Here is a 21,736-nt window from a genome sequence, read left to right on the forward strand (position 1 = left end):
GCCTCATCGCGGCCCCGCCGAACGCGGCGTGTAGACCAGCGAGGGCAGGCCCGGCCGCTCCACGAGGCGCGTCTCGACCGAGCCGACGATGATGCAGGTCGCCATGTCGGCCATGTGGCCGCGCGCATGGGTCAGCGCCAGCACCCGCAGGCGCTCGTCGGCACGCCCCACCGCACGCCCGAAGATCACCGGCACGCCGCCGGGCAGTTCCTCGCGCAGCACCTCGAACGCCCGATCGAGCTGCCACGGCCGCGCCTTCGAAACCGGGTTGTAGAACGCCATCGCGAACCCCGCCTGCGCGGCGAGCCGCAGGCGCCTTTCCACCACTTCGAACGGCTTGAGGTTGTCCGACAGCGAGATGGCGCAGAAATCGTGGCCGAGCGGCGCGCCGGTCCGCGCCGCCACCGCCAGCATGGCGGTGATGCCGGGCACGATCTCGACCTCGAGCGCACGCCATTCCGCCGGCCCTGCCTCGATCGCCTCGATCACCGCCGCCGCCATGGCGAACACGCCGGGATCGCCGCCCGAGACCATCGCCACCCGCGCCCCGCCCGCGGCATGGGCGAGCGCCGCCCCCGCGCGCGCCAGCTCCTCGCGATTGTCGGAGGCGAAGCGCTGCTGGCCGGCGCGCTCGGGCACGCGGGCGAGATAAGGCACGTAGCCGTAGAGCGCCTCGGCCGCCTCCAGCGCCGCGCCCGCCTCCGGCGTCAGGAAGCGCGCCTCGCCCGGCCCGAGGCCGACCACGTAGAGCTTGCCGCTCATCCGCGCGCCTCCCAGCCGGGTACCAGCACGATGGCGAAATAGGGCGCCGGGCTCTCGTCCCGCGCGGCGAGCGGGACGCAGTGCCCGCCATTCATGGTGCCGCGCTCGACATAGACCGCCCGCCCGAGCCGGCCGGAGGCCGCCAGCGCGCGGCGGATCTTCGGCAGGTTGCGCCCGACCTTCATGATCACCGCCGCGTCCGCCTCGCCGAGCCGGCGCGCCAGCTCGGCCTCGGAGAGCGTGCCCGGCAGCACGCTGAGCACGTCGTCGCCCTGCGCAATCGGCGCGCCGAGCTGCGACCAGCAGCCGGACATGCCGGTGACTCCGGCGACGATCTCGGTCGGGTAGCGCCCGGCGAGCCGCACATGCAGGTGCATGTAGGAGCCGTAGAACATCGGGTCGCCCTCGGAGAGCACCGCCACCGTGCGCCCGGCGTCGAGATGGCCCGCCACCGTGCGCGCGGCCTCCTCGTAGAAGGCAGCGATCGCCTCGCGATAAGGCGCCTCGTCCTTCGGCGACTCGGTCGTCACCGGGTAGTCGAGCGGCAGTTCGATCGCCCCCTCGCGGAAATGCGCGCAGGCGATGGCCCGCGAATGGCTCGCCCGGCCCCGCTTGGCGAAATAGGCGATCACCTGCGCCTCGCCGAGCGCGCGCGCCGCCTTCAGCGTCATCAGTTCCGGGTCGCCCGGCCCGACGCCGACCCCGATCAGCCGTCCTGCTCCCTGCGTGCTCATATGCCCGGCCTCGCCAGCGCGTTCACGGCCGCCGCCGTCATGGCGCTGCCGCCGAGCCGCCCGCGCACCACCAGCCACGGCACGCCATGGTCGGCCGCCGCCAGCGCGTCCTTGGATTCGGCCGCGCCGACGAAGCCTACGGGGATGCCGAGGATCGCCGCCGGCTTCGGCGCGCCCGCGTCCAGCATCTCCAGCAGCCGGTAGAGCGCGGTCGGCGCATTGCCGATGGCGACCACCGCCCCCTCCATCCTCTCGCGCCACAGCTCCATCGCCGCGGCCGAGCGGGTGGTGCCGAGCCTCGAAGCCAGCTCCGGCACGGCGGGGTCGCGCAGCGTGCACACCACTTCGTTGCCCGCCGGCAGCCGCGCCCGGGTGACGCCGTGCGCCACCATTTCGGCATCGCACAGGATCGGCGCGCCGGCCTCAAGCGCGGCGCGGCCGGCCCGGACCAGACCGGGCGCGAAATCGATGGCGAAGGCGGCTTCCACCAGCCCGCAGGCATGGATCATCCGCACCGCGACGTCGGCCTCCTCGGGCGAGAAGCGGCCGAGATCGGCCTCCTCCCGGATGATGGCGAAGGAGCGCTCGTAGATCGCATTGCCGTCGCGCACATAATCGAACGGGTTCGACACTCAGGCCGGGTCCTTCTTCAAGAATTCATCTTCCATGACGTCCCGCGCCAGCAGCTCGCGCAGCTCCGCGCCGAGCCGGGCGACCGGCACGATCCGCGCAGGAGCCTCGCGCGGCGTGCCTTCGACCACGATCCCGGCCCCCGCGTCCAGCCCCACGATGGTGAGTGCTGCCGGGGCGGGATGCGCGCAGCCCTTGGCGCAGCCCGAGACATGCAGTTCGCCGCCCACTCCGCCGCCCATGCCGCCGGCCGCGAGCAGCGGCGCGAGCGCGGTGGCGAGCGCGCGCGTCTCGATGCGGGCGGAGGCGCAGGCCGGCGCACCGGGACAGGCCGCGACCCGGCGCAAAGGATCGGAGGGATCGACGATGAAGCCAAGCGCCGCGGCTTCGCGCGCCAGAAGCTCCGCCGCCGCGCGCGCCAGCCCGACGGCGAGCAGTGCCCGTCCGGCCGCCGGCTCGACATGGCGCGCGCCCGCCTTGCGCACGGCGTCAGCGAGCCGCTCCAGCGCCCCGGCCGTCGCCTGCCCGAAGGGCGGCGCGATCCCGCACGCGAAGCTCCCGTCGTTGAGCGCGTGCAGCCCGACCGGCTCGGCCGGCGCGCGGTGCGGCTCCGGCACGGCGTCGAGGCCGAATTCCGCGCGCAGGCACGCCATGCCCTCCTGCCGCACCATCCGGTCCATCCGTGCGGTCGCGCCGTGCCCGGCGAGCCGCGCGAGAAGACCGACCGTCACCTCCGCCGCCCGCTCCAGCGCCACCTCGCCGGCAGTGAGGCCGGCGAGACGGACGAGGACGCGGCCGCTGCCGCCGGCGGTGAGCGCGATGTCGGCCTTCAGCGCGCCGGGATGGAGCGTCCCGCCGCCATCGACCACCACCGAAACCTTGGGCGCGAGGCGCGGCACCAGCCTGGCTGCGCCTTCAGAAATCGCCTGCGCGAGCGGGCGCGGATCGAACGCTTCGGCCGGGTCGAGCCCGGCCAGCGCGCCGGTCTCCACCGGAAAGCCGCCGACCGGCACGATGCCGAGCGCATCGACCCCGGCCGGCAGGCGCGCCGCGCTTTCGGCCGTCAGCCCGCGCAGTTGCAGCTTGCCGCGCGCGGTCACCTCGACGATTCCGTTGCCGCATTCGCGCGCCAGCCGCGCCAGCCCGGCGAGCTGGTCCGACGTCAGCGGCACGGCCGGCTGCAGCCGCGCCAGCAAGCCGTCGCCGGTCGGCATCGGCTCGGGCAGGCTCGGGCAGGCGCCGCGCCGCATCGCCGTCGTCTCGGCGCTCATTTCCATCGCTCTGGCGGGCGCTACGCTCATTCGGCCGCCTCCCCGACGAGGGCGGCGAGGCCGGCGCCGACATCGTTGCGGCGCGGATGCCAGAGGCCCTTTTCCCGTGCCCGGTCGAAGCGCCCGGCGACAAAGCGTGCCGCCTCGGGCGAGGCCTCGATCAGGAAGCCGCGCACCCGCTCGTCGACCACATAGGCCTCGTGCAGAAGGTCGATCAGATGGCCCGGCACTGCCCGCGTCGCCTCGGCGAAGCCGACCAGCCGGTCGACCGTCTCGGCGATCTCCGACGCCCCGCGCGGGCCGTGGCGCAGCAGCCCGTCGATGTAGCGCGGGCTCGCCCGTCCGCGCACGATCCGCGCGATGGCCTCGGCGAGCGGGCGCGCCTTCGGCCGCGCGGGATCGGCGGTGTCGAGCACCACGAGGTCGGGCAGGCGGCCGAGCCTTTCCGCCGCCGCCGCGAAGCCGCCGATGAAGGCGAGGTCGGCATCGCCCTCGAGCAGGTCGCGGCCGGGATCGTCGGCGCCGTGCACGAGCAGGTCCGCCTCCGCCACCCGCGCCTCGAAGGCGTCGCCGGCGAGCCGCGCCGTACCCTCCGCCCCGCCATAGGCATGCGAGGCGCTGGCGAGATAGGTCTCGCCGAGCGCCGCCCGGTCGACCTCGCCGCGGGCGAGGCCGGCGCCATAGGCACCCGGCGCGGTGCCGAAGATGCGCACCGCCGCCGCGTCGTCGCCGCTTCTCGCCGCCGCCTTGATAGCCGCCTTCAGCGGATTCTCGTCGCCCGTCTCCTCGCGCCGCGCCACCGCCTGCAGCGCGGCGTCGAGCAGCGCGATCTGCGCCGGGAACAGGTCGCGGAACAGGCCGGAAATGCGGAACGTCACGTCGACCCGTGGGCGCCCCAGCACAGCCGTCGGCAGCACCTCGATGCCGGTCACGCGCCCGGTCGCCGGGTCCCATGTCGGGCGCGCGCCGATCAGCGCCAGCCCCTGCGCGATCTCCTCGCCCCCGGTGCGCAGGCTCGCGCTGCCCCACAGGTCCAGCACCAGCGCGCGCGGCCAGTCGCCATGGGCCTGCGCATAGGCGCGCAGCACCTCCTCGGCGGCGAGCGTGCCGAGATCCATCGCGGTGGGCGTGGGCAGGGCGCGCGGGTCGGTGGCGTAGAGGTTGCGCCCGGTCGGCATCACGTCGGTGCGCCCGCGCCCCGGCGCGCCGGCCGGCCCGGCCGCGACCCGCCGCCCGTCGAGCGCCGCCATCAGCCCCGCGCGCTCGGCCTCCCCGCACGCTCCCCGGCCATAGACGTGGAACCCGTCCTTGAGCCGCATCTCCTTGATATCGCACAGGAACGCATCGATCTGCTTCAGCGCCTCGTCCGGCGCCAACTCCGTCGTCAGCCCGGCATCGCGGGCGAAGCCGGTGCGGCCGGCCTCCTCGACGATCAGCCGCGCAAGCCGCTGGCGCCGGCGCGGGTCGAGCCCGTCGGCCTCGGCATATTCATCGACCAGCCGCTCCAGCTCGCGCGCCTCGCCCGCCAGCCCCGCTTCCAGCGTCGGCGGCGGCAGATGGCCGAGCGTGAGCGCGGCGATGCGCCGCTTGGCCTGCGCCGCCTCGCCGGGATTGGAAACGATGAAGGGGTAGACCACCGGCAGCGCGCCCAGCACCAGCTCGGGGAAGCAGCCGGCGGTGAGCGCGACATGCTTGCCCGGCAGCCATTCCAGCGTGCCGTGCGCGCCCATATGCACCAGCGCGTCCGCCTCGCGCTGCAGCCACAGCCCGAAGGCGAGCAGCGCGTGGCGCGGCGGCAGCGCCGGGTCGTGATACTGCGCGCGCCGCTCCTCTTGCGAGCCGCGGTCGGGCGCGATGGCGACGATGAGGTTGCCGAAGGCGCGGGCGCGGAAGCGGAAGGCGCCGTCGACCAGCCCCGGATCATCCTCCGGGGCGCGCCAGGCGGCCTCGATGGCGGCCATCGCCTCGGCCGGGAGCGCGGCCGTCAGCCGGCGATACTCGGCGAGCGACAGGGAGGCTTCGCCCCTGTTCAGCAATTCCAGTAGCGCGCGCTCGTCCGGCGTCGGGTCCTCGACCGCGTAGCCGGCCGCGCGGCAGTCCTCCAGCAGCGCGAGGATGCTCGCAGGCACGTCGAGCCCGACCGCCCAGCCGGTCCGGCCCGGCACGCCGGCATAGTCCGGCATCAGCGCCGCCACCCGCCGCGCCGCGGGCGCCAGCCCCTGCAACCGCACCAGCGCCGCCACCCGCGCCGCCACCTGCCCGACGCGATCCGGCTCGGCCCGGTTCGCCAGCGCGGTGAAGCCCGGCACGGCACCGGCCTCTTCCGACGCCTTGAAGGAAAGCGCCCCGGCCAGCACCCGGCCGTCGATCTCCGGCAGCACGACATGCATGGCGAGGTCGGAGGCGGTGAGCCCGCGCGCGCCCTCCGCCCACGCCTCGCGCCGCGTGGTCGCGACCACCGCCTGCAGCACCGGCACGCCCGGCGCGTCGAGCACGCTCGTCTCCCCAGGATCGGCGGCGGCGAAGGCGGTGAGCGTCACGATGACGGCGGGCTCCATCCCCGCCAGCGCCGACGCCAGAAAGGCCGCCGAGGCCGGCTCGCGCAGGCTGGCGACGAAGAGCGGCTTCGGTGCCAGCCTGCGCGCGGCGAGCGCGGCGCAAAGCGCGTCGACCGGCACGGTATCGCCGGCGAGCCACATGGAGCGGTAGAAGATCACGGGAACGGCCGGCCCCTGCCCGGCCTCCCCGCCCCATTCATACGTGCCGGCCATCGGCACCGGCACGGGGGGCATATCGTGCCCTGCGGGATCATCCCCGGCATGCCGGCCGAGCCGGCGCAGCAGGGCGCGCATATTATCCGGCCCGCCGGCACGGAAATAGGAAAGCAGCGCGGCGAGATCCTCGGCTGGCAGGGTCGAGGCCCCGGCGAGGCGCGGATCGTCGCGGTCCTCGCCCGGCAGCACGGCGAGCGCGATGCCGCGCGTGCGCGCCTCGCTCGCCAGCCGCTCCACCCCGTAGCGCCACCAGTCGAGCCCGCCCAGCAGGCGGACCACGATCACGCGCGCATGCACGGCCACCTTGTCGATCCACAGATCGACTGACATCGGATGGCGCAGGTCGCGCAGGCTGGCGAGCCGCAGGCTGGGCAGGCGATCGCCCGCCGCAAGAGCAGCCTCCTGCGCCCGCGCCAGCGCGCCGAGATCGCTGTCGGTGAAGGACAGCACCACCACCTCCCCCGGCGTCTGGCCGAGGTCGACCGGCTCGACAAGATCGTCGAGGCTGGTCGAGGTGGTGGTGAGGATGTGCATCGCTCGGCTCCCGGCCCGGCGCGTCGTTCGGGCGTCGCGTCAGGCCGGAACCGAGACGCCGCTGCGGGCGCCGGCGCCGGAAAGGATCGCCTCCACCTTCGCCCGGTCGAGGCCCTTCAGCCCGATCGCGACCAGCCGCCCGGTGCGCGGGCCCGCGCCCCAGGGACGGTCGAACTGGTGGCTGACGCGCGGGCCGACCGCCTGCACCAGCAGCCGCATCGGCTTGCCGGCGACGGGCAGGAAGCCCTTCACCCGCAGCACGTCCGCCTCTTCCGCCGCCCGCGCCACCCGCGCAGCGAAGGCCGCCGGATCTTCGATCTCGGGCACCTCGACGACGAAGCTGTCGAAGTCGTCATGGTCGTGCTCGGCCTCGTCGTCGTGATGGGTGCGCCGGTTCTCGATGTCGTCCTCGGTGCCCACGCCAAGGCCCATCAGCACCGCCGGGTCGATCCGCCCCTGCGCCACGCTCACCACGCTGACGCCCTTCGGCAGCTCGGCGTCGAGCGCGGCCCGCGCCCGGACCTGGCCCTCGGCGTCGACGAGGTCGGCCTTGGTCATGATGACGAGGTCGGCGCAGGCGATCTGGTCGTCGAACACCTCCTCGATCGGGTCGTCATGGTCGAGCTGGACGTCGCCGGCGCGCTGCTCGGCGAGCGCGTCGTGGTCGTGCGCCACCCGGCCGGAGGCGAGCGCGTCGCCGTCCACCACCGCGACCACGCCGTCCACCGTCACCCGGCTCCGGATCGCAGGCCAGTGGAAGGCCTGCACCAGCGGCTTGGGCAGGGCGAGGCCGGAGGTCTCGATCAGGATGTGGTCGACCTTCGGGCTGCGGGCGAGAATGGCGTCGAGCGCGGGCACGAAGTCATCCGCCACGGTGCAGCAGATGCAGCCATTGGCGAGCTCGACCACGTTCTCCTCCGGGCAGGTCTCGATGCCGCAGCCCTTCAGGATCTCGCCGTCTATGCCGACGTCGCCGAATTCGTTGACGATCACGGCGAGCCGCTTTCCGCGCACGTTTTCAAGGATATGCCGGATCAGCGTGGTCTTCCCCGAGCCGAGGAAGCCGGTGACGATGGTGCACGGCACCCGCGAAAGGTTGGTCGGGTCGGTCTGGCTCATGCGGCGTCTCCAGCGGGCCGGTCGGGTCACGGGATGCGCCGGCCGCGGAGATTTCCGCGCGAAGCCGCCGGGAATGGGTGCCCGTCGGCTCTGCCTGAACGCCGGGCACCCCGCCGGCGATCACGACCGAACCGATGGCAGGTCTCCTGGCTCGCGGGTCGCCGCCTCGTCGCCGCCTTCCCGGGAACATCCCAGTGGCATCCGGCACGGGCTCGCCGCTCACAGTTGCGGGGGCAGCCGCGGAATTGGGACGCGCCGTTTCCGGTTGGCGTCCCGCACCGCATTCCCTCTTCGTCCCTCCCCGGGGGGAGGAAACCGTCGGTCGCCTTCACTTAAGGAGCCCGCGCGGCGAATGTCAACGCGGGGCGGACGGCCGCTCCCCGCCCTCGCGGACGGCCGGCAGCACGACCTTCTCGAGCACCGCGCGCGAGAACGCGCCCTGATCCGGGTCCCGGTAGAGCCCGGCGGTGCTGACCACCACGAGGTCGAGCGCGGGGACGATGAAGATGCGCTGGCCGCCAAGACCGATCGCGGCAATCCAGCTCACCTCCCCGCCCGCATGCGGCGAGGCGCCGATCCACCACTGGTAGCCGTAGCGCATCGGCCGCCAGCCCTCGAAGCGCGGCGCGGTCGATTCGGTGATCCAGTCCTGGGAGACGACGCGCCGCCCCTTCCAGACGCCGCCGTCGAGCACGAGCTGCCCGATCTTGGCCATGTCGCGCGCAGTGAGCCTCAGCCCGCTGGCGGCGGCGGCATCGCCATTGCTCATCGCCACCCATTCGAACATGTCGATGCCCAGCGGCTCGAACAGCGCTTCGCGCGCGAAGCCCTCCAGCCTTTCGCCGCTCGCCCGCTCCAGAGCGCCGCCGAGCAGCGTCGTGGCGCCGCCGCTATATTCCCAGCGCGTGCCGGGCCGTGCGCTCATCGGCCGCGACAGCACATAGGCATAGGGGTCGGCGGCCTCGTACATCAGCCGCTCGTCATTGGCCGGGCTCCACCACGGCCCGCCTTCGTTCCAGGTGAAGCCCGGCGTCATGGTCAGCAGGTCGCGCAGCGTGACGGCACGGACCTCCGGCGCGGCGTTTCCGGTCTCGGCGGGGAAGAAATCGAGGATCGGCGCGTCGAGCCTGCCGAGCATTCCGCGGTCGCGCGCGATGCCGAAAAGAAGCGACACCACGCTCTTGGTCACCGAACGCAGATCGTGCAGGCGCCCGGCATCGTGGTCGACGAGGCCGATGTCCTCGCCCCACCGCTCGTCGCGCCCGGAGGCGTAGGCCTCGTAGACCAGCCTGCCATGGCGGATCACCAGCAGCGCATGCACGTTCGGCCGGTCCGGGTTCTCCAGCCGCGCGCCGATCGTGCACAGAAGGGCGGGATCGAGCCCGACCGAGGCCGGGGCGGCGACCTCCCAGCCCTCGCCGGCGGCCGGCGGCGCCCCGCAGGGCAGCGGCGCCGAGCGCGCGGGCGCCCCGGACATGGCGATGGAAAGGACCACGGCGAGGATGGCGACGAGCATCGGCAGGCGCGCCGGAGCGCCTCGTCCCGACCATGCGGACCACCCGGCCATGCGCTCTCCTCCCCGCGCGCGGCCATGCTGGCAGCGCGCCGCAGCGAAGCCATGAGAGACCCTACCACGGTGCCGCAAGATGCCGCGGCGGCGCCGAATGCCGCACATGGCGATTGCAGTCGCGACGCTGACGCCTATAGTTGCCCTGTCGTCGGTTCCCGTGGTGACACGGGACGCAAGACGGGAACGCGGTGGGGTGGAGAGCGAAAGCCTTCCGCCGATTCCGCGGCTGCCCCCGCAACTGTAAGCGGTGAGCCCCCTCCACTGGCCATTGGCGCAAGTCACTGGGATTCGTCCCGGGAAGGCGGAGGAAAGGGCCAAGACCCGCGAGCCAGGAGACCGGCCGGCGACAGAACCCGAACCGGCCCTCGGGTGGAGGGCCAAAGGAGACTGGCATGAAGACCTCCCACAGCCCCGTCGCGGCTGCCTCCCACGAATCGACCGCCTCGCGCGCCGTCCAGCTCACCTTCGTCGCGCTGCTCGGCGTGTTCGTGATCGGCGGCGTGGGCTTCTCCCATATCAGCGCCGTCCACAACGCCTCGCACGACGTGCGCCACGCCAACGCCTTCCCCTGCCACTGAGGAAGCGTTCGACATGTCGCTGTTCAGGACTTTGCTGTTCACTGCCGCTCTCGCCGGCATAGGTACTGGAGTAGTGGTTGCCGGCATCCATATGGTCGGCACCGCGCCCCTCATCCTCAAGGCCGAGGTATACGAGGAAGCCGGCGACGCCGTGCCGGCCGCCCACTCCCACGATGCCGCCACCGCGCACGAGGCCGGCGCCGGGGAAACAGCCGCCACCACCGCGGTCGCCGCGCACGTGCACGACGACGAGGGCTGGGAGCCGGCCAACGGCTTCGAGCGCAACGGCCTCACCTTCGTGTTCATGGCGCTCACCGGCTTCGGCTTCGCGCTGCTGCTGCTGGCGGCGAGCGAGCTCGCCGGCGGGTTGAAGGACTGGCGGCAGGGGATATTGTGGGGCTTCGCCGGCTTCGCGGTGTTCACCATCGCCCCCGAAATCGGCCTTCCGCCGGAGCTTCCCGCCATGCCGGCCGCCGACCTCATGGCGCGCCAGCTCTGGTGGATCGGCACCGCCGCCGCCACCGCGACCGGGCTCGGCCTGCTGGTGTTCGGCCGCTCGCCGCTGCTCGCCGCCCTCGGCGTGGCGGTGATCGTGGTGCCACACGCCATCGGCGCGCCGCAGCCGCCGAGCTACGAGACGCCGATCCCCGAAGCGCTGCACCACAGCTTCGTGGTGGCGAGCACGGTCGCGAGCTTCGTGTTCTGGGCGCTGCTCGGCGGGCTCTGCGGCTATCTGCGCCCGCGCTTCGCCGCGCAGGCCTCCGCGCCGCTCGCGGCCCGGCCGGCGTGAGCCTCACCTTCGTCCTCGGCGGCGCCCGCTCGGGCAAGAGCCGGCACGCCGAGGAACTGGTCGAGCGCCTCGCCCCGCCCTGGACCTACATCGCCACCGCCGAGGCCCATGACGCGGAGATGGCGGAGCGCATCGCGCTCCACCGCTCCCGCCGCCCGGCGGACTGGCACACGCTCGACGCGCCGCACAACCTCGCCGCCGCCCTTGCCGGCCTGTCGGCGGATCGCCCGGCGCTGGTCGACTGCCTGACGCTCTGGCTCACCAACCGCATGCTGGCCGGGGCCGACGTCGCGGCCGAGAGCGCCGCGCTCGCCGCCGCGCTCGGCGCGTGCGAGGCGCCGCTGGTCGTGGTCTCCAACGAGGTCGGGCTCGGCATCGTGCCGGACAACGCGCTCGCCCGGCGCTTCCGCGACGCGCAGGGCCGGCTCAACCAGATGGTTGCCGAGAAGGCCGACCGGGTGATCTTCATGGTCGCCGGGCTTCCCATGAGGGTCAAAGGATGAGCGACATCCCCGCCGAAGAGGCCGCCCGCCACCGCGCGAAGATGGAAAAGCGCAAGGCGGTGCAGGACGCCGAGGTCGCCTCGAAGACGCAGGAAAAGGGCCTGCTGATCGTCCACACCGGCGCCGGCAAGGGCAAGTCGACCGCCGCCTTCGGCCTCGCCCTGCGCACGCTGGGCCAGCCGGAGGGACAGGCGGGCACGCGGGTCGGCGTCGTCCAGTTCATCAAGGGCGCCTGGCACTCGGCCGAGCGCGACGCGCTCGCGGCCTTCGGCGCGCGTGTTGAATGGCACACCATGGGCGAGGGCTTCACCTGGGAAACGCAGGACCTCGCCCGCGACACCGCCGCCGCCCGCCGCGCGTGGGAGAAGGCGTGCGAGTTGATGGCCGACGAGAGCATCGGCCTCCTCATCCTCGACGAACTCAACATCGCGCTGCGCTACGACTACCTCCCCCTCGACGAGGTGATCGCGACGCTCGAAGCCCGCCGTGAGGGGCTGCACGTCGTCGTCACCGGCCGCAACGCGAAGCCGGCGCTGATCGAGGCGGCCGACCTCGTCACCGAGATGACGCTGGTCAAGCATCACTTCAAGGCCGGGGTGAAGGCGCAGAAGGGCATCGAATTCTGATGGCCTTCCGCGCCGCGCGACCTCGAAATTCCGCTGAGGCATCCTTATGTGAGGAAAGGCGCCGGCTGTCGCGGCGCGGCTTCAGGGAGTTCCGCGCCGATGCGCTCCACCCCCATCGCCTATCTGTTCTGGTTCTTCGGCCTGATCGGTGTGTGCGGCATCCACCGCTTCTATGCCGGCCGCTACTGGACCGGCGCGCTGTGGCTGCTGACCGTCGGCCTGCTGGGCATAGGCCAGCTCGTCGACCTGTTCCTGATCCCGGGCATGGTGCGCGAGGCCAATCTCGAGCGCCGCGTGGACTATCTGGAATCGCGCCGGGCCTGACCGGCCCGCGCGGCGCGGGCGTGCCATGAGGGCACGCGCCCTCATGTTCCAGGGTACCGGCTCGGATGTCGGCAAGTCGCTGATCGTTGCCGGCCTAGCCCGCGCCTTTTCCAATCGCGGGCTCAAGGTCCGCCCCTTCAAGCCGCAGAACATGTCGAACAACGCCGCCGTCACTGCCGACGGCGGCGAGATCGGCCGCGCTCAGGCGCTGCAGGCCCGTGCCGCGCGGATCGCCCCCTCCGTCCACATGAATCCGGTGCTGCTGAAGCCGCAGAGCGACATCGGCGCGCAGGTCGTGGTGCAGGGCCGCGCCCGCGGCAATGCGAAGGCGGCCGATTACCAGCGCCTCAAGCCCTCTCTCCTCGCCGCCGTGATGGAGAGTTACGAGCGCCTCGCCGCCGAGGCCGACCTCGTGCTGGTGGAGGGCGCGGGCTCGGCCTCCGAGATCAATCTGCGCGCCAACGACATCGCCAATATGGGCTTCGCCCGTGCCGCCAACGTGCCCGTCGTGCTGATCGGCGATATTGATCGCGGCGGCGTCATCGCCAGCCTCGTCGGCACGCGGGCGGTGCTGGCGGAGGAGGACGCGGCGATGATCCGCGGCTTCCTCGTCAACCGCTTCCGTGGCGACCCGGCGCTGTTCGCGCGCGGCATGGAAGAGATCGCCACCCGCACCGGCTGGGCGGCACTCGGCCTCGTCCCCTTCTTTCCCGAGGCCCGCCGCCTGCCGGCCGAGGACGCGCTGGCCCTCGACGCCGCGCCGCCCGCCAAGCCGGGAGCGAAACTGCGCATAGCGGTGCCGCTGCTGCCGCGCATCGCCAATTTCGACGACATCGACCCGCTCGACGCCGAGCCCGGGGTCGAGGTGGTGCGCGTGCGCCCGGGCGAGGCGCTGCCGGGCGATGCCGACCTCGTCATCCTGCCCGGCTCGAAATCGACCATCCCGGACCTCACCGCGCTGCGCGCCAATGGCTGGGACATCGACATCGCCGCCCATGTGCGGCGCGGCGGGCGGGTGCTCGGCCTGTGCGGCGGCTACCAGATGCTCGGGCGCACCTTGTCCGACCCGGACGGCATCGAGGGCCCGCCCGGCACGGTCCCCGGCCTCGGCCTGATCGAGGTCGACACCGTGCTCTCGGGCGAGAAGCGCCTCGTCGCCGTCACCGGCACAGCGGAGGGCGTGGCCTTCAGCGGCTACGAGATGCATATGGGCGTGACCGAGGGCGCCGGCCGCGCGCGCCCCTTCGCGCTGATCGACGGCGAAGGCCCGGAAGGCGCGGTCTCGGCCGACGGGCGCGTCATGGGCACCTATGCGCACGGCCTGTTCGCCGGCGATGCCCAGCGCACCGCCTGGCTCGCGCGTCTCGGCGCCGCCCCGAGCGGACTTCGCTACGAGGACGGCGTGGAGGAGACGCTCGACGCCCTCGCCGCCCACCTCGCCGCCCATGTCGATCTCGACCGGCTGCTGGAGCTGGCGCGCGGCTGAGGCCTCACATCGCCAGCACCGCCGCCAGCCAGCCGATCGCCGCCAGCGCGATCGTCGCCACATCCGCCGCGCGATAGAGCCTGAGCGCCCGGCGTATGTCCTGCGCGGTGCAATCGCGCCGGCCGCCCGCGCCCATGATGCCGTCGTCGCTCATCTGCCCGCCATACTGGCGCGGCCCGGCGAGAGCGAGCCCCAGCGCGCCGGCGAAGGCCGCCTCCGGCCAGCCGGCATTGGGCGAGCGGTGCTCGCCGGCATCGCGCCACATCGCCCGCCATGCCCGCAGCGGCGAGGCGCCCGGCACGAACACCGCCCCGATCCCGACCAGCACCCCGGCGAGCCGCGCCGCTGGGAGGTTGAGCAGGTCGTCGAACCGGGCCGAGGCCCAGCCGAACTCGGCATAGCGGCGGGTGCGGTGGCCGATCATGCTGTCGGCCGTGTTCACGCCCTTGTAGGCGACCGCGCCGGCGATGCCGCCCACCGCCATCCACAGCGCCGGCGCGACGATGCCGTCGGAGAAGTTCTCCGCCAGGCTCTCGATCGCCGCCCGCGCCACCCCCGCCTCGTCCAGCGCCTCGGGATCGCGCCCGACGATGTGCGCCACCGCCGCCCGCCCCTCGGCAAGGCCGTGCTCCAGCCCGTCCGCCACCCGCGCCACGTGCTCGTAAAGGCTGCGCTGGGCGAGCAGGGTCGAGCCCGCCAGCGCGGCGATGACGAAGCCGGCCGGCAGCGCGAGGGCGAGCGCCTGCAGCGCCACGCCCGCGCCGATGCACACCGCCAGCACCACGGCGAGCGTCGCCACGCCGTCGAGCCGGCGCTCCATCGGCGCGTCGGCCTCGCTGTTGAGATGGGTGTCGAGCAGGTGGATAAGCCAGCCGATCCACATCACCGGATGGCCGATGCGATCGAACAGAAAGCGCGGATAGCCGAAGGCGGCCTCGCACAGCAGCGCCAGCAGGGTTAAACCGAGAGTAAGGTCGAGGGCCATCGCGGGTGATTCTGTCGGAAGGATCGGGCGCGCCGAATCCGTTGGAACGGCGTCCGACACCATTTCCGCGCCGCCGCGCGAGGGCAAGGGCCGCGACACGAGCCGGAGCACGACGTCCGCCTGATGAACATGGTTTCGCCCACCGCCGCCGTGCTGCCGCCCGAGATCGAGGCGCTGAAGCGCAGCCGCCTCGCCGAGGTGTTCGGCTTCGACCGGTTCCGGCCGGGCCAGCAGGACGTGGTCGATTCGGTGCTCGCCGGCGTGCCGACGCTGGCGGTGATGCCGACCGGCGCCGGCAAGTCGCTGTGCTACCAGCTTCCCGCGCTGGTGCATGGCGGGCTCTCGCTCGTCATCTCCCCGCTCATCGCGCTGATGGACGACCAGGTGAACGCGCTGAAGCTGCAGGGCGTCGCCGCCGAGGCGATCCATTCCGGCAAGTCGCGCGAGGACAATGTCGCGATCTGGCGCCGGGTGGCGGCGGGCGAGGTCAGCCTGCTCTACCTCGCACCCGAGCGGCTGATGACCGAGCGCATGCTCTCGGCCATCTCCCGCCTGCCGCTCGGCCTGATCGCGGTGGACGAGGCGCACTGCATCTCGCAATGGGGCCATTCCTTCCGCAACGAATATCTCGGCCTCGGCCGCCTGCGCGAGATCTTCCCCGACATCGCGCTGGTGGCGCTCACCGCCACCGCCGACCGCGCCACCCGCGACGACATCGTGGAGCGCCTGTTCGGCGGGCAGGCGCGGGTGTTCGTCTCCGGCTTCGACCGGCCGAACATCTTCATCGGCGTCGAGGACAAGAAGGACCCGGTGCGGCAGATCGAGAGCTTCGTGAAGGCGCGCCCGAACGTCTCCGGCATCATCTACCGCATCTCGCGCAAGAAGGTGGAGGAGACCGCGTCGCGGCTCTCCGGCCTCGGCATCCGCGCCCTGCCCTACCATGCCGGCATGAGCCCGGAGGCGCGCGCCGCCAACCAGGAGGTGTTCCTCGCCGAGGACGGCGTCGTCATGGTCGCCACCGTCGCCTTCGGCATGGGCATCGACAAGTCGGACGTGCGCTATGTGCTGCATGCCGACGCGCCGGGCACGCTGGAAGCCTATTACCAGGAGATCGGCCGCGCCGGCCGCGACGGCGCGCCGTCCGAGGCGCTGCTGCTCTATTCGGCCGGCGACATCGCCACCCGCCGGCGCTTCCTCGACGAGGAGGATTCCTCGCCCGAGCGCAAGATGGTGGAGGCCCGCCGGCTCGACGCCATGGTCGGCTTCTGCGAGGCCGTCACCTGCCGGCGCGCGGTGCTGCTCGGCTATTTCGGCGAGCGGGCCAAGGCCTGCGGGGCCTGCGACGTGTGCCGCGATCCGCCCAAGGTGGTGGACGCCAGCCGCTCGGCCCAGCTCGTGCTGCGGCTGGTGCGCGCCAGCGGCGAGCGCTACGGTGCCGCCTACATAGCGAGCCTCGTCACCGGCCAGCGCAGCGACCAGGTGTGCGGGCGCGGCCATGACCGGCTCGCCGAGTTCGGCGCCGGCGCCGACAAGCCGGCGAGCGAATGGCGGGCGCTGCTGCGCCAGCTCGTCGCCACCAATGCGCTGCATGCCGATCCGCAGCGCTTCGGCGCGCTCGAGCTCACCGAGGCCGGCAGCTCGATCCTCGCCGGCACCCGCGCCTTCACCCTGCGCGCACCGACCCGCCACAAGCGCGACCGCCATGCGCGGCGCGAGGACGCGGTGGAGCTGCCGCCGGCCGAGGCCGCCCTGCTCGGCAAGCTGAAGGCGCTGCGCCGCGAGCTCGCCGCCGAGCGCGGCGTGCCGGCCTATGTGATCTTCGCCGACCGCACGCTGGAGGACATGGCCGTCGGCCATCCGCGCACGCGCTCCGAGCTCGGCGGCATACGCGGCGTGGGCGCCGCCAAGCTGGAGGCATTCGGCGCCGCCTTTCTTAGGATTCTCAAAGAATTTTCTTAAGAACTTCTAAGAATATCCTGCGACGATTTTAGCCGTAAGAAGAGTTCACGAAGCCGGTTTCTCTCCCTAGACTGCGGATAACGGGCGCCCAACGCCCGGCCGAGACCACTCCGGGATGGAAACGATGAAACTCAAGCTGCTTACCGCCGCGCTCGCGGCGGCCGCCCTCGCCTTCACGGCCGCGCCGCACTCCGCGCACGCGCACGGGCCGACCCGCCAGAAGATCACCGAGACGATCGAGATCGACGCGCCTCCGGCCAAGGTCTGGGCGGTGATCGGCGAGTTCCACGACATGAGCTGGCTGCCGCCGGTCGAGAAGACCGAGGGCACGGGCGGCAACGTGGTCGGCGCCAAGCGGCGCCTCGTTCTTCAGGGGGGCGGCACCATCGACGAGGTGATCGCCAAGTACGAGCCCGAGAAGATGATGCTGATGTACCGGATCGAGCAGGTCGACGTGAAGGTGCTCCCGGTCACCAACTACTCGTCCTGGCTCACCGTGACCCCGCTCGACGACGGCAAGAAGTCCGAGGTCGAATGGAAGGGCGCCTTCTACCGCGGCTACCCGAACAACGATCCCCCGCCGGAGCTGAACGACGAGGCGGCGATCAAGGCGGTCACCGCCGTCTACAAGGCCGGCCTCGCCGGGCTGAAGAAGAAGGTCGAAGGCGGAAGCTGAGCCGCCGCTTCGGGCGCGTCCCCGCGGCGCGCCCTTCCGGCCCCTCCGGCGCGCCTATTGCGCACCCCTTGGGGTGCCCGGCGCCTGACCCTCCGCCCGCCATCTGCCCCGCGCGGGCGCTCGCCGCGGATGCCGGCACCACCTCGCCGCCGAGCCACGGCAAGCCTTCGCCCTCTCGCCGCGATGAGCGCCCGGAAGGCAGGAAAAGCTCCATGCCGCAACACCTCGCAGCCCATCTCCCGCGCCCCGCCGCCCGCCGGCTCCGCGCGCTTCTGCCGGCCGCCCTCCTCGGCGCCGCGCTGATGGCGCCCGGCGCGCGGGCGGACGAGGCGTTCGTCACCTCGCAGCCGGCGGAGATGCTCTCCATCGTCGACCTGCCCACCCGCAAGGTGGTGGCGACGCTGCCGATTCCCGGCAAGCCGGCCGGCATCGCCGTCTCCCCCGACGGCGCCCGCGCCTTCGTCACCTCGCCGGACGGCAAGGCATTGACCATCATCGACGCGGCCGCCCGCAAGGTGCTGCATCGCGTCGATGTCGGCGGCGGGCCTCTCGGCGTCGCGGTACATCCTTCCGGCAGCCCGGTCTATGTCGCCGACTGGTACCAGCACCGCATCGTCGCGGTCGACGCGGCGAGCGGAGCGATCACCGGCGAGGTGAAGGTGGGCGACTCCCCCTCCGGCCTCGCCGTGACGCCGGACGGCCGGCTGCTGCTCTCCGCCGACCGCGATTCCAACCAGGTGAGCCTCATCGACACGGCGAGCCTCAAGCGAGTCGCCACCGTCGCCGTCGGCACACGGCCCTTCGGTGTCACCATCGACGCGGCCGGAAAGCGCGCCTACACCGCCAACGTGGTCTCGAACGACGTCAGCGTGATCGACATTCCCGCGCGCAAGGTCGTCGCCACCGTGCCGGTGGGCGATCACCCCTATGTGGTGGCACTGGCGCAGGGTCGCGCTTTCAGCACCGACCAGTACGCCTCGACCGTCACCGTGTTCGACGTGACGAGCTTCGAGAAGCTCGCCGCCATCCCGGTCGGCGACTATCCCGAAGGCATCGAGGCGAGCCGCGACGGGACGCTGGTCTATGTCGCCAACTGGGAGACCAACACGCTCGGCGTGATCGATGCGAAGACGCTGAAGCTCCTCGCCGACATCCCGGTCGCCGACGGCCCGCGCGCCTTCGGCGCCTTCATCCGCCGCACTGGACCCTGACGCCGCGACGTCCGGCCGATTGAACGGCGCCGGAGGCCGGCCTATGGATGCGGATCCGCGGGCGCGCCGCCCGCGCACACTCCGGAGGTCGCTGCGATGGACGAGGAATTCTGGCATCGGAAGTGGCGGAGCGACGAGATCGGCTTCCACCAGGGCGAGACCAACGCGCTGCTGCTGCGGCACTTTTCCGCGCTCGGCCTCGCTCCCGGTGCCCGCGTCTTCGTGCCCCTATGCGGCAAGAGCCGCGACGTTCACTGGCTGCTGGGACAGGGCTACGCCGTGGTCGGCGCCGAGCTGAGCCGGCTGGCGGTGGAGCAGCTCTTCGCCGAGCTCGGCCTCGACCCCGAAGTGACAGACCAGGGGCCGCTGGAGCGCTTCGAGGCGGGCCGGCTCACCGTCTTCGTCGGCGATTTCCTCGATCTCGACCGCGAGACGCTGGGCGAGGTCGCCGGCGTCTATGACCGCGCCGCCCTCGTCGCCCTGCCCGAGCCGATGCGCGGGCGCTACGCCGCCCATCTCGCGGCCGTGACCCGCCACGCGCCGCAGCTTCTCATCACCTTCGAATACGACCCCTCGCTGGCGATCGGCCCGCCCTTCTCGGTGACCGAGCACGAGGTGCGCCGCCACTACGGCGCCGCCTACCACGTCGCCTGCGCCGAGATGCACGAGATGAAGGGCGGGCTGAAGGGCGGCCATCCCGCTCGCGAGGCGGCCTACCTCCTCACGCCGCGCTGACCGGACGGCGCCCGCGGGATGGCGCCCGCACGGGGACGCCGTCTGATGCGTTCTCAGATCGCGTAATCGCCCGGCTGCTGGGGCGGCGGCGGGCGGCAGTCCACGCCCGGCCCGCCGGACGCGAACAGCCGCGCCCGGTCCAGCCGCACCGCCACCTTCTCGCCGATCGGCACCCGCACGGTCGGGGCGATGTCGGCCTCGAACAGCGCGTTGCCCACCTCCACCTCGACCCGGCGGATCGCGCCGTGGCGGCGGAAGGCCCGCACCTCGCCCCTCAGCCCGGGCGTGCCCGGCAGGCCGAGCGAGATGTCGTGCGGGCGCACATAGAGCAGGCCCGGCCCGTCCGGCACCGGCTGGGTCGCGGCGGCGATGGCCGTGGAGCCGGCGACCGCGACGCCCTCGCGCACATCGACCTCGATACGGCTCGATTCGCCCATGAAGCCGAACACCGCGGCAGTGGCCGGGCGGTCATAGACGTCGTCGGGCGTGCCGACCTGCTCGATCCGGCCGCGGCCCATCACGACCACGCGGTCGGCGAGTTCCAGCGCCTCCTCCTGGTCATGGGTGACGAACAGCGTGGTGTGGCCGGTGCGGTCGTGCAGCTCGCGCAGCCAGCGGCGCAGTTCCTTGCGCACCAGTGCGTCGAGCGCGCCGAACGGCTCGTCGAGCAGCAGCACCCGCGGCTCGATGGCGAGCGCGCGGGCGAGCGCCACGCGCTGGCGCTGGCCGCCGGAAAGCTGGGCCGGGAACCGGCCGCCGAAGGCTTCGAGCTGCACCAGCGCGAGCAGGTCCGCCACCCGACCCTTGATCTCGGCCTCGGGCGGGCGCTGGGCGCGCGGGCGCGAGCGCAGGCCGAAGGCGACGTTCTCGGCCACCGTCATGTGCCGGAACAGCGCGTAGTTCTGGAACACGAAGCCGATGCCGCGCCGGCGCACCGGCACCGACAGCGCGTCCTCGCCATTGAACAGCACCCGCCCGGTGCTCGGCTGCTCCAGCCCGGCGACGATGCGCAGCAGCGTGGTCTTGCCCGACCCGGACGGACCGAGCAGCGCCACCAGCTCGCCCGGCGCCACGTCGAGCGAGATGCCGGCGAGCGCGGGCGTGCCGCTGCCGAACGACTTGCCGACCTCTTCGATGGTGACCGCCACCGTCATTAATTCACTCTCATTCTATGTATTGAATATAATTATCCGCATAATATCGGAAATTACCGGCCTGTGAAGCCCGCCGCGCACGCTCATGATATAGCGCAAGCGGTTCATCAGGGCACCCGAATGACGACCTCCGACCACCCGGCCAAGGCCGCCCCGACGCTCGAGCTCAACGGCTATACGCCCCTGCCGGCGGGCAGCATCGCGGCGGTCGTGACCTTCATGGAAATGAAAGCACCGTCGCCGCCGCTGCCCGAGAAGCCCGGCCACAGCCTGGTGCTGGAGAAGGTCCCCTCGCCCGATCCGCGCTGGTACCGTGCGCTGTTCCGCCGCGTGGGCGAGCGCTGGCTGTGGTTCTCGCGGCTGGAGATGGACGAGGCGGCGCTCGGCGCGCTGCTCGCCGACCCTATGGTGGGCGTCTACGTGCTGAAGCGTGCGGGCGTGGAGGTCGGCCTGCTGGAGCTCGACTTCCGCCGGCCGGGCGAGGTGGAGCTGGCCTTTTTCGGCGTAGTGCCGGAGATGGTGGGTAGCGGCGCGGGAAGCTTCATGATGAACCGCGCGCTGGCGCTGGCCTGGGCGGCTGATCCACGCCGGGTACATGTCCACACCTGCACGCTCGACATGCAGGGCGCCGTGGAGTTCTACCGGCGGGCCGGCTTCGTGCCCTATGCGCGGGCCATCGAGGTGGCGCGCGATCCGCGCCTGTCGGGGCTTCTGGCGGCCGATGCCGCGCCCCATGCCCCTCTGATCGACTGAAAGGACGGCGCCTCAGGCGCCGAGGACGGCGCGGGCGCGCCCGCCGGCATTGCGCGGGGCGATCTCGACCGGCGTGTCGGCGCGCTCGCGCTCGCTCAGCGCCTCAACCTTCTCCAGTTCCTCGCGGGCGGCGTCGAGCGCGACCTGCGCCTCGTCGAGCTGGCCTTTCAGCTCGTCGGCCGAGCGGCGTAGATTGTCGCGCCGGTTGGCGGCGGCGCGGGCATAGGTCGAATAGGCGAAATGCTGGGTGTCGACGATGCCGGAGCGCTGCTCCTCGGCCTCGATCTCGCGCTCCAGATCGCGCGCCATGCGGTCGAAATCCGCGATCATGGTCTGGATCTGCACCAGATGGCGACGCTTCTCTTCCATCTGGAACCGCTTGAGGCGGACGATTGTATCGAGCGACTTCATGGCCGGCTTTACTCCTGCTCGGGCCGTATGCACGCCGGGCTCTCTCGGCTGGCGGGCACGCATCCGGTTCGGTCCGCCCTTACGCGGCGGCAGCCTCATGATCGCCAACAGATGTTGCCGCTTCCTTACTCGTTGCGCCTTAAAGGTACCG

At 72.5% G+C, this 21,736-nt stretch carries 21 protein-coding genes and 2 riboswitches; of the genes, 11 read left to right on the forward strand and 10 right to left on the reverse strand.

Annotation, left to right across the window (positions count from 1 at the left end; all coding sequences use genetic code 11):
• Positions 1–3: 3 nt before the first annotated feature.
• From NVS83_RS18440 to NVS83_RS18470, 7 genes are all read right to left on the reverse strand, one after another.
• A complete protein-coding gene (locus tag NVS83_RS18440) occupies positions 4–762 on the reverse strand; it encodes a precorrin-3B C(17)-methyltransferase (protein ID WP_258740612.1) in 759 nt (252 codons plus the stop codon).
• Positions 759–1,496, reverse strand: coding sequence for a precorrin-2 C(20)-methyltransferase (locus NVS83_RS18445; RefSeq protein ID WP_258740613.1), 738 nt, complete (start codon positions 1,494–1,496; stop codon positions 759–761). The genes NVS83_RS18440 and NVS83_RS18445 overlap by 4 nt, the downstream gene beginning before the upstream one ends.
• On the reverse strand, positions 1,493–2,128 hold the full coding sequence (locus NVS83_RS18450) for a precorrin-8X methylmutase (RefSeq protein WP_258740614.1): 636 nt from the start codon (positions 2,126–2,128) through the stop codon (positions 1,493–1,495). Before NVS83_RS18450 ends, NVS83_RS18445 begins: the two co-directional genes overlap by 4 nt.
• Positions 2,129–3,427 carry a precorrin-3B synthase gene (gene cobG / locus NVS83_RS18455; RefSeq protein ID WP_258740615.1) on the reverse strand — a complete coding sequence of 433 codons (1,299 nt, stop codon included), beginning with the start codon at positions 3,425–3,427 and terminating at the stop codon, positions 2,129–2,131.
• A complete protein-coding gene (cobN, locus tag NVS83_RS18460; RefSeq protein ID WP_258740616.1) occupies positions 3,424–6,705 on the reverse strand; it encodes a cobaltochelatase subunit CobN in 3,282 nt (1,093 codons plus the stop codon). Before cobN ends, cobG begins: the two co-directional genes overlap by 4 nt.
• Before the next feature lie 39 nt (positions 6,706–6,744).
• Entirely contained in the window at positions 6,745–7,824 is a 1,080-nt protein-coding gene (gene cobW / locus NVS83_RS18465; protein WP_258740617.1) for a cobalamin biosynthesis protein CobW, read from the reverse strand.
• A gap of 119 nt (positions 7,825–7,943) precedes the next feature.
• Positions 7,944–8,159: riboswitch (cobalamin riboswitch) on the reverse strand.
• 20 nt (positions 8,160–8,179) lie between these two features.
• Complete coding sequence (locus NVS83_RS18470) at positions 8,180–9,391, reverse strand: serine hydrolase domain-containing protein (RefSeq protein ID WP_258740618.1); 1,212 nt, start codon at positions 9,389–9,391, stop codon at positions 8,180–8,182.
• A gap of 135 nt (positions 9,392–9,526) precedes the next feature.
• A riboswitch (cobalamin riboswitch) is annotated at positions 9,527–9,753 on the forward strand.
• Positions 9,754–9,786: 33 nt separating this feature from the next.
• Between NVS83_RS18470 and NVS83_RS18475 the strand changes: the two genes are divergently transcribed.
• The 6 genes from NVS83_RS18475 to NVS83_RS18500 all read left to right on the forward strand — a co-directional run bounded on the left by NVS83_RS18475 (position 9,787) and on the right by NVS83_RS18500 (position 13,701).
• Complete coding sequence (locus tag NVS83_RS18475; RefSeq protein WP_258733537.1) at positions 9,787–9,972, forward strand: CbtB domain-containing protein; 186 nt, start codon at positions 9,787–9,789, stop codon at positions 9,970–9,972.
• A gap of 13 nt (positions 9,973–9,985) precedes the next feature.
• The gene (locus NVS83_RS18480; protein ID WP_258740619.1) at positions 9,986–10,762 is read left to right on the forward strand and encodes a CbtA family protein; all 777 of its coding nucleotides are present in this window, start codon (positions 9,986–9,988) and stop codon (positions 10,760–10,762) included.
• Positions 10,759–11,265 carry a bifunctional adenosylcobinamide kinase/adenosylcobinamide-phosphate guanylyltransferase gene (gene cobU, locus NVS83_RS18485; protein WP_258740620.1) on the forward strand — a complete coding sequence of 169 codons (507 nt, stop codon included), beginning with the start codon at positions 10,759–10,761 and terminating at the stop codon, positions 11,263–11,265. The genes NVS83_RS18480 and cobU overlap by 4 nt, the downstream gene beginning before the upstream one ends.
• The gene (gene cobO / locus NVS83_RS18490; protein ID WP_258740621.1) at positions 11,262–11,891 is read left to right on the forward strand and encodes a cob(I)yrinic acid a,c-diamide adenosyltransferase; all 630 of its coding nucleotides are present in this window, start codon (positions 11,262–11,264) and stop codon (positions 11,889–11,891) included. Before cobU ends, cobO begins: the two co-directional genes overlap by 4 nt.
• Positions 11,892–11,990: 99 nt before the next feature.
• The gene (locus NVS83_RS18495) at positions 11,991–12,215 is read left to right on the forward strand and encodes an NINE protein (protein WP_258740622.1); all 225 of its coding nucleotides are present in this window, start codon (positions 11,991–11,993) and stop codon (positions 12,213–12,215) included.
• A gap of 43 nt (positions 12,216–12,258) precedes the next feature.
• Entirely contained in the window at positions 12,259–13,701 is a 1,443-nt protein-coding gene (locus NVS83_RS18500) for a cobyric acid synthase (protein ID WP_258740623.1), read from the forward strand.
• A 4-nt stretch (positions 13,702–13,705) separates the two neighbouring features.
• Here the strand turns inward: NVS83_RS18500 and cbiB are convergent, their stop codons facing one another.
• Positions 13,706–14,686 carry an adenosylcobinamide-phosphate synthase CbiB gene (gene cbiB, locus NVS83_RS18505; RefSeq protein WP_258740624.1) on the reverse strand — a complete coding sequence of 327 codons (981 nt, stop codon included), beginning with the start codon at positions 14,684–14,686 and terminating at the stop codon, positions 13,706–13,708.
• A 123-nt stretch (positions 14,687–14,809) separates the two neighbouring features.
• Between cbiB and recQ the strand changes: the two genes are divergently transcribed.
• The 4 genes from recQ to tmpT all read left to right on the forward strand — a co-directional run bounded on the left by recQ (position 14,810) and on the right by tmpT (position 19,267).
• Positions 14,810–16,645, forward strand: a complete 1,836-nt coding sequence (recQ, locus tag NVS83_RS18510; protein WP_258740625.1) for a DNA helicase RecQ — start codon at positions 14,810–14,812, stop codon at positions 16,643–16,645.
• A gap of 124 nt (positions 16,646–16,769) precedes the next feature.
• On the forward strand, positions 16,770–17,321 hold the full coding sequence (locus tag NVS83_RS18515; RefSeq protein WP_258740626.1) for an SRPBCC family protein: 552 nt from the start codon (positions 16,770–16,772) through the stop codon (positions 17,319–17,321).
• A 212-nt stretch (positions 17,322–17,533) separates the two neighbouring features.
• A complete protein-coding gene (locus NVS83_RS18520; RefSeq protein ID WP_258740627.1) occupies positions 17,534–18,532 on the forward strand; it encodes a YVTN family beta-propeller repeat protein in 999 nt (332 codons plus the stop codon).
• 96 nt (positions 18,533–18,628) lie between these two features.
• The gene (gene tmpT / locus NVS83_RS18525; RefSeq protein WP_258740629.1) at positions 18,629–19,267 is read left to right on the forward strand and encodes a thiopurine S-methyltransferase; all 639 of its coding nucleotides are present in this window, start codon (positions 18,629–18,631) and stop codon (positions 19,265–19,267) included.
• Positions 19,268–19,320: 53 nt separating this feature from the next.
• Here the strand turns inward: tmpT and NVS83_RS18530 are convergent, their stop codons facing one another.
• Positions 19,321–20,421: a sulfate/molybdate ABC transporter ATP-binding protein gene (locus tag NVS83_RS18530; protein WP_258733548.1), complete on the reverse strand. Its 1,101-nt coding sequence runs from the start codon at positions 20,419–20,421 to the stop codon at positions 19,321–19,323.
• A gap of 120 nt (positions 20,422–20,541) precedes the next feature.
• Here NVS83_RS18530 and NVS83_RS18535 point away from each other — a divergent pair, with 120 nt between their 5' ends.
• On the forward strand, positions 20,542–21,174 hold the full coding sequence (locus NVS83_RS18535; protein WP_258740630.1) for a GNAT family N-acetyltransferase: 633 nt from the start codon (positions 20,542–20,544) through the stop codon (positions 21,172–21,174).
• A 12-nt stretch (positions 21,175–21,186) separates the two neighbouring features.
• Here the strand turns inward: NVS83_RS18535 and NVS83_RS18540 are convergent, their stop codons facing one another.
• Positions 21,187–21,585 carry a flagellar FliJ family protein gene (locus tag NVS83_RS18540; RefSeq protein ID WP_258733550.1) on the reverse strand — a complete coding sequence of 133 codons (399 nt, stop codon included), beginning with the start codon at positions 21,583–21,585 and terminating at the stop codon, positions 21,187–21,189.
• Positions 21,586–21,736 lie beyond the last annotated feature (151 nt).

Origin of the sequence: Ancylobacter mangrovi, assembly GCF_024752335.1 — a bacterium.
GTDB classification, from domain to species: Bacteria; Pseudomonadota; Alphaproteobacteria; order Rhizobiales; family Xanthobacteraceae; genus Ancylobacter; species Ancylobacter mangrovi.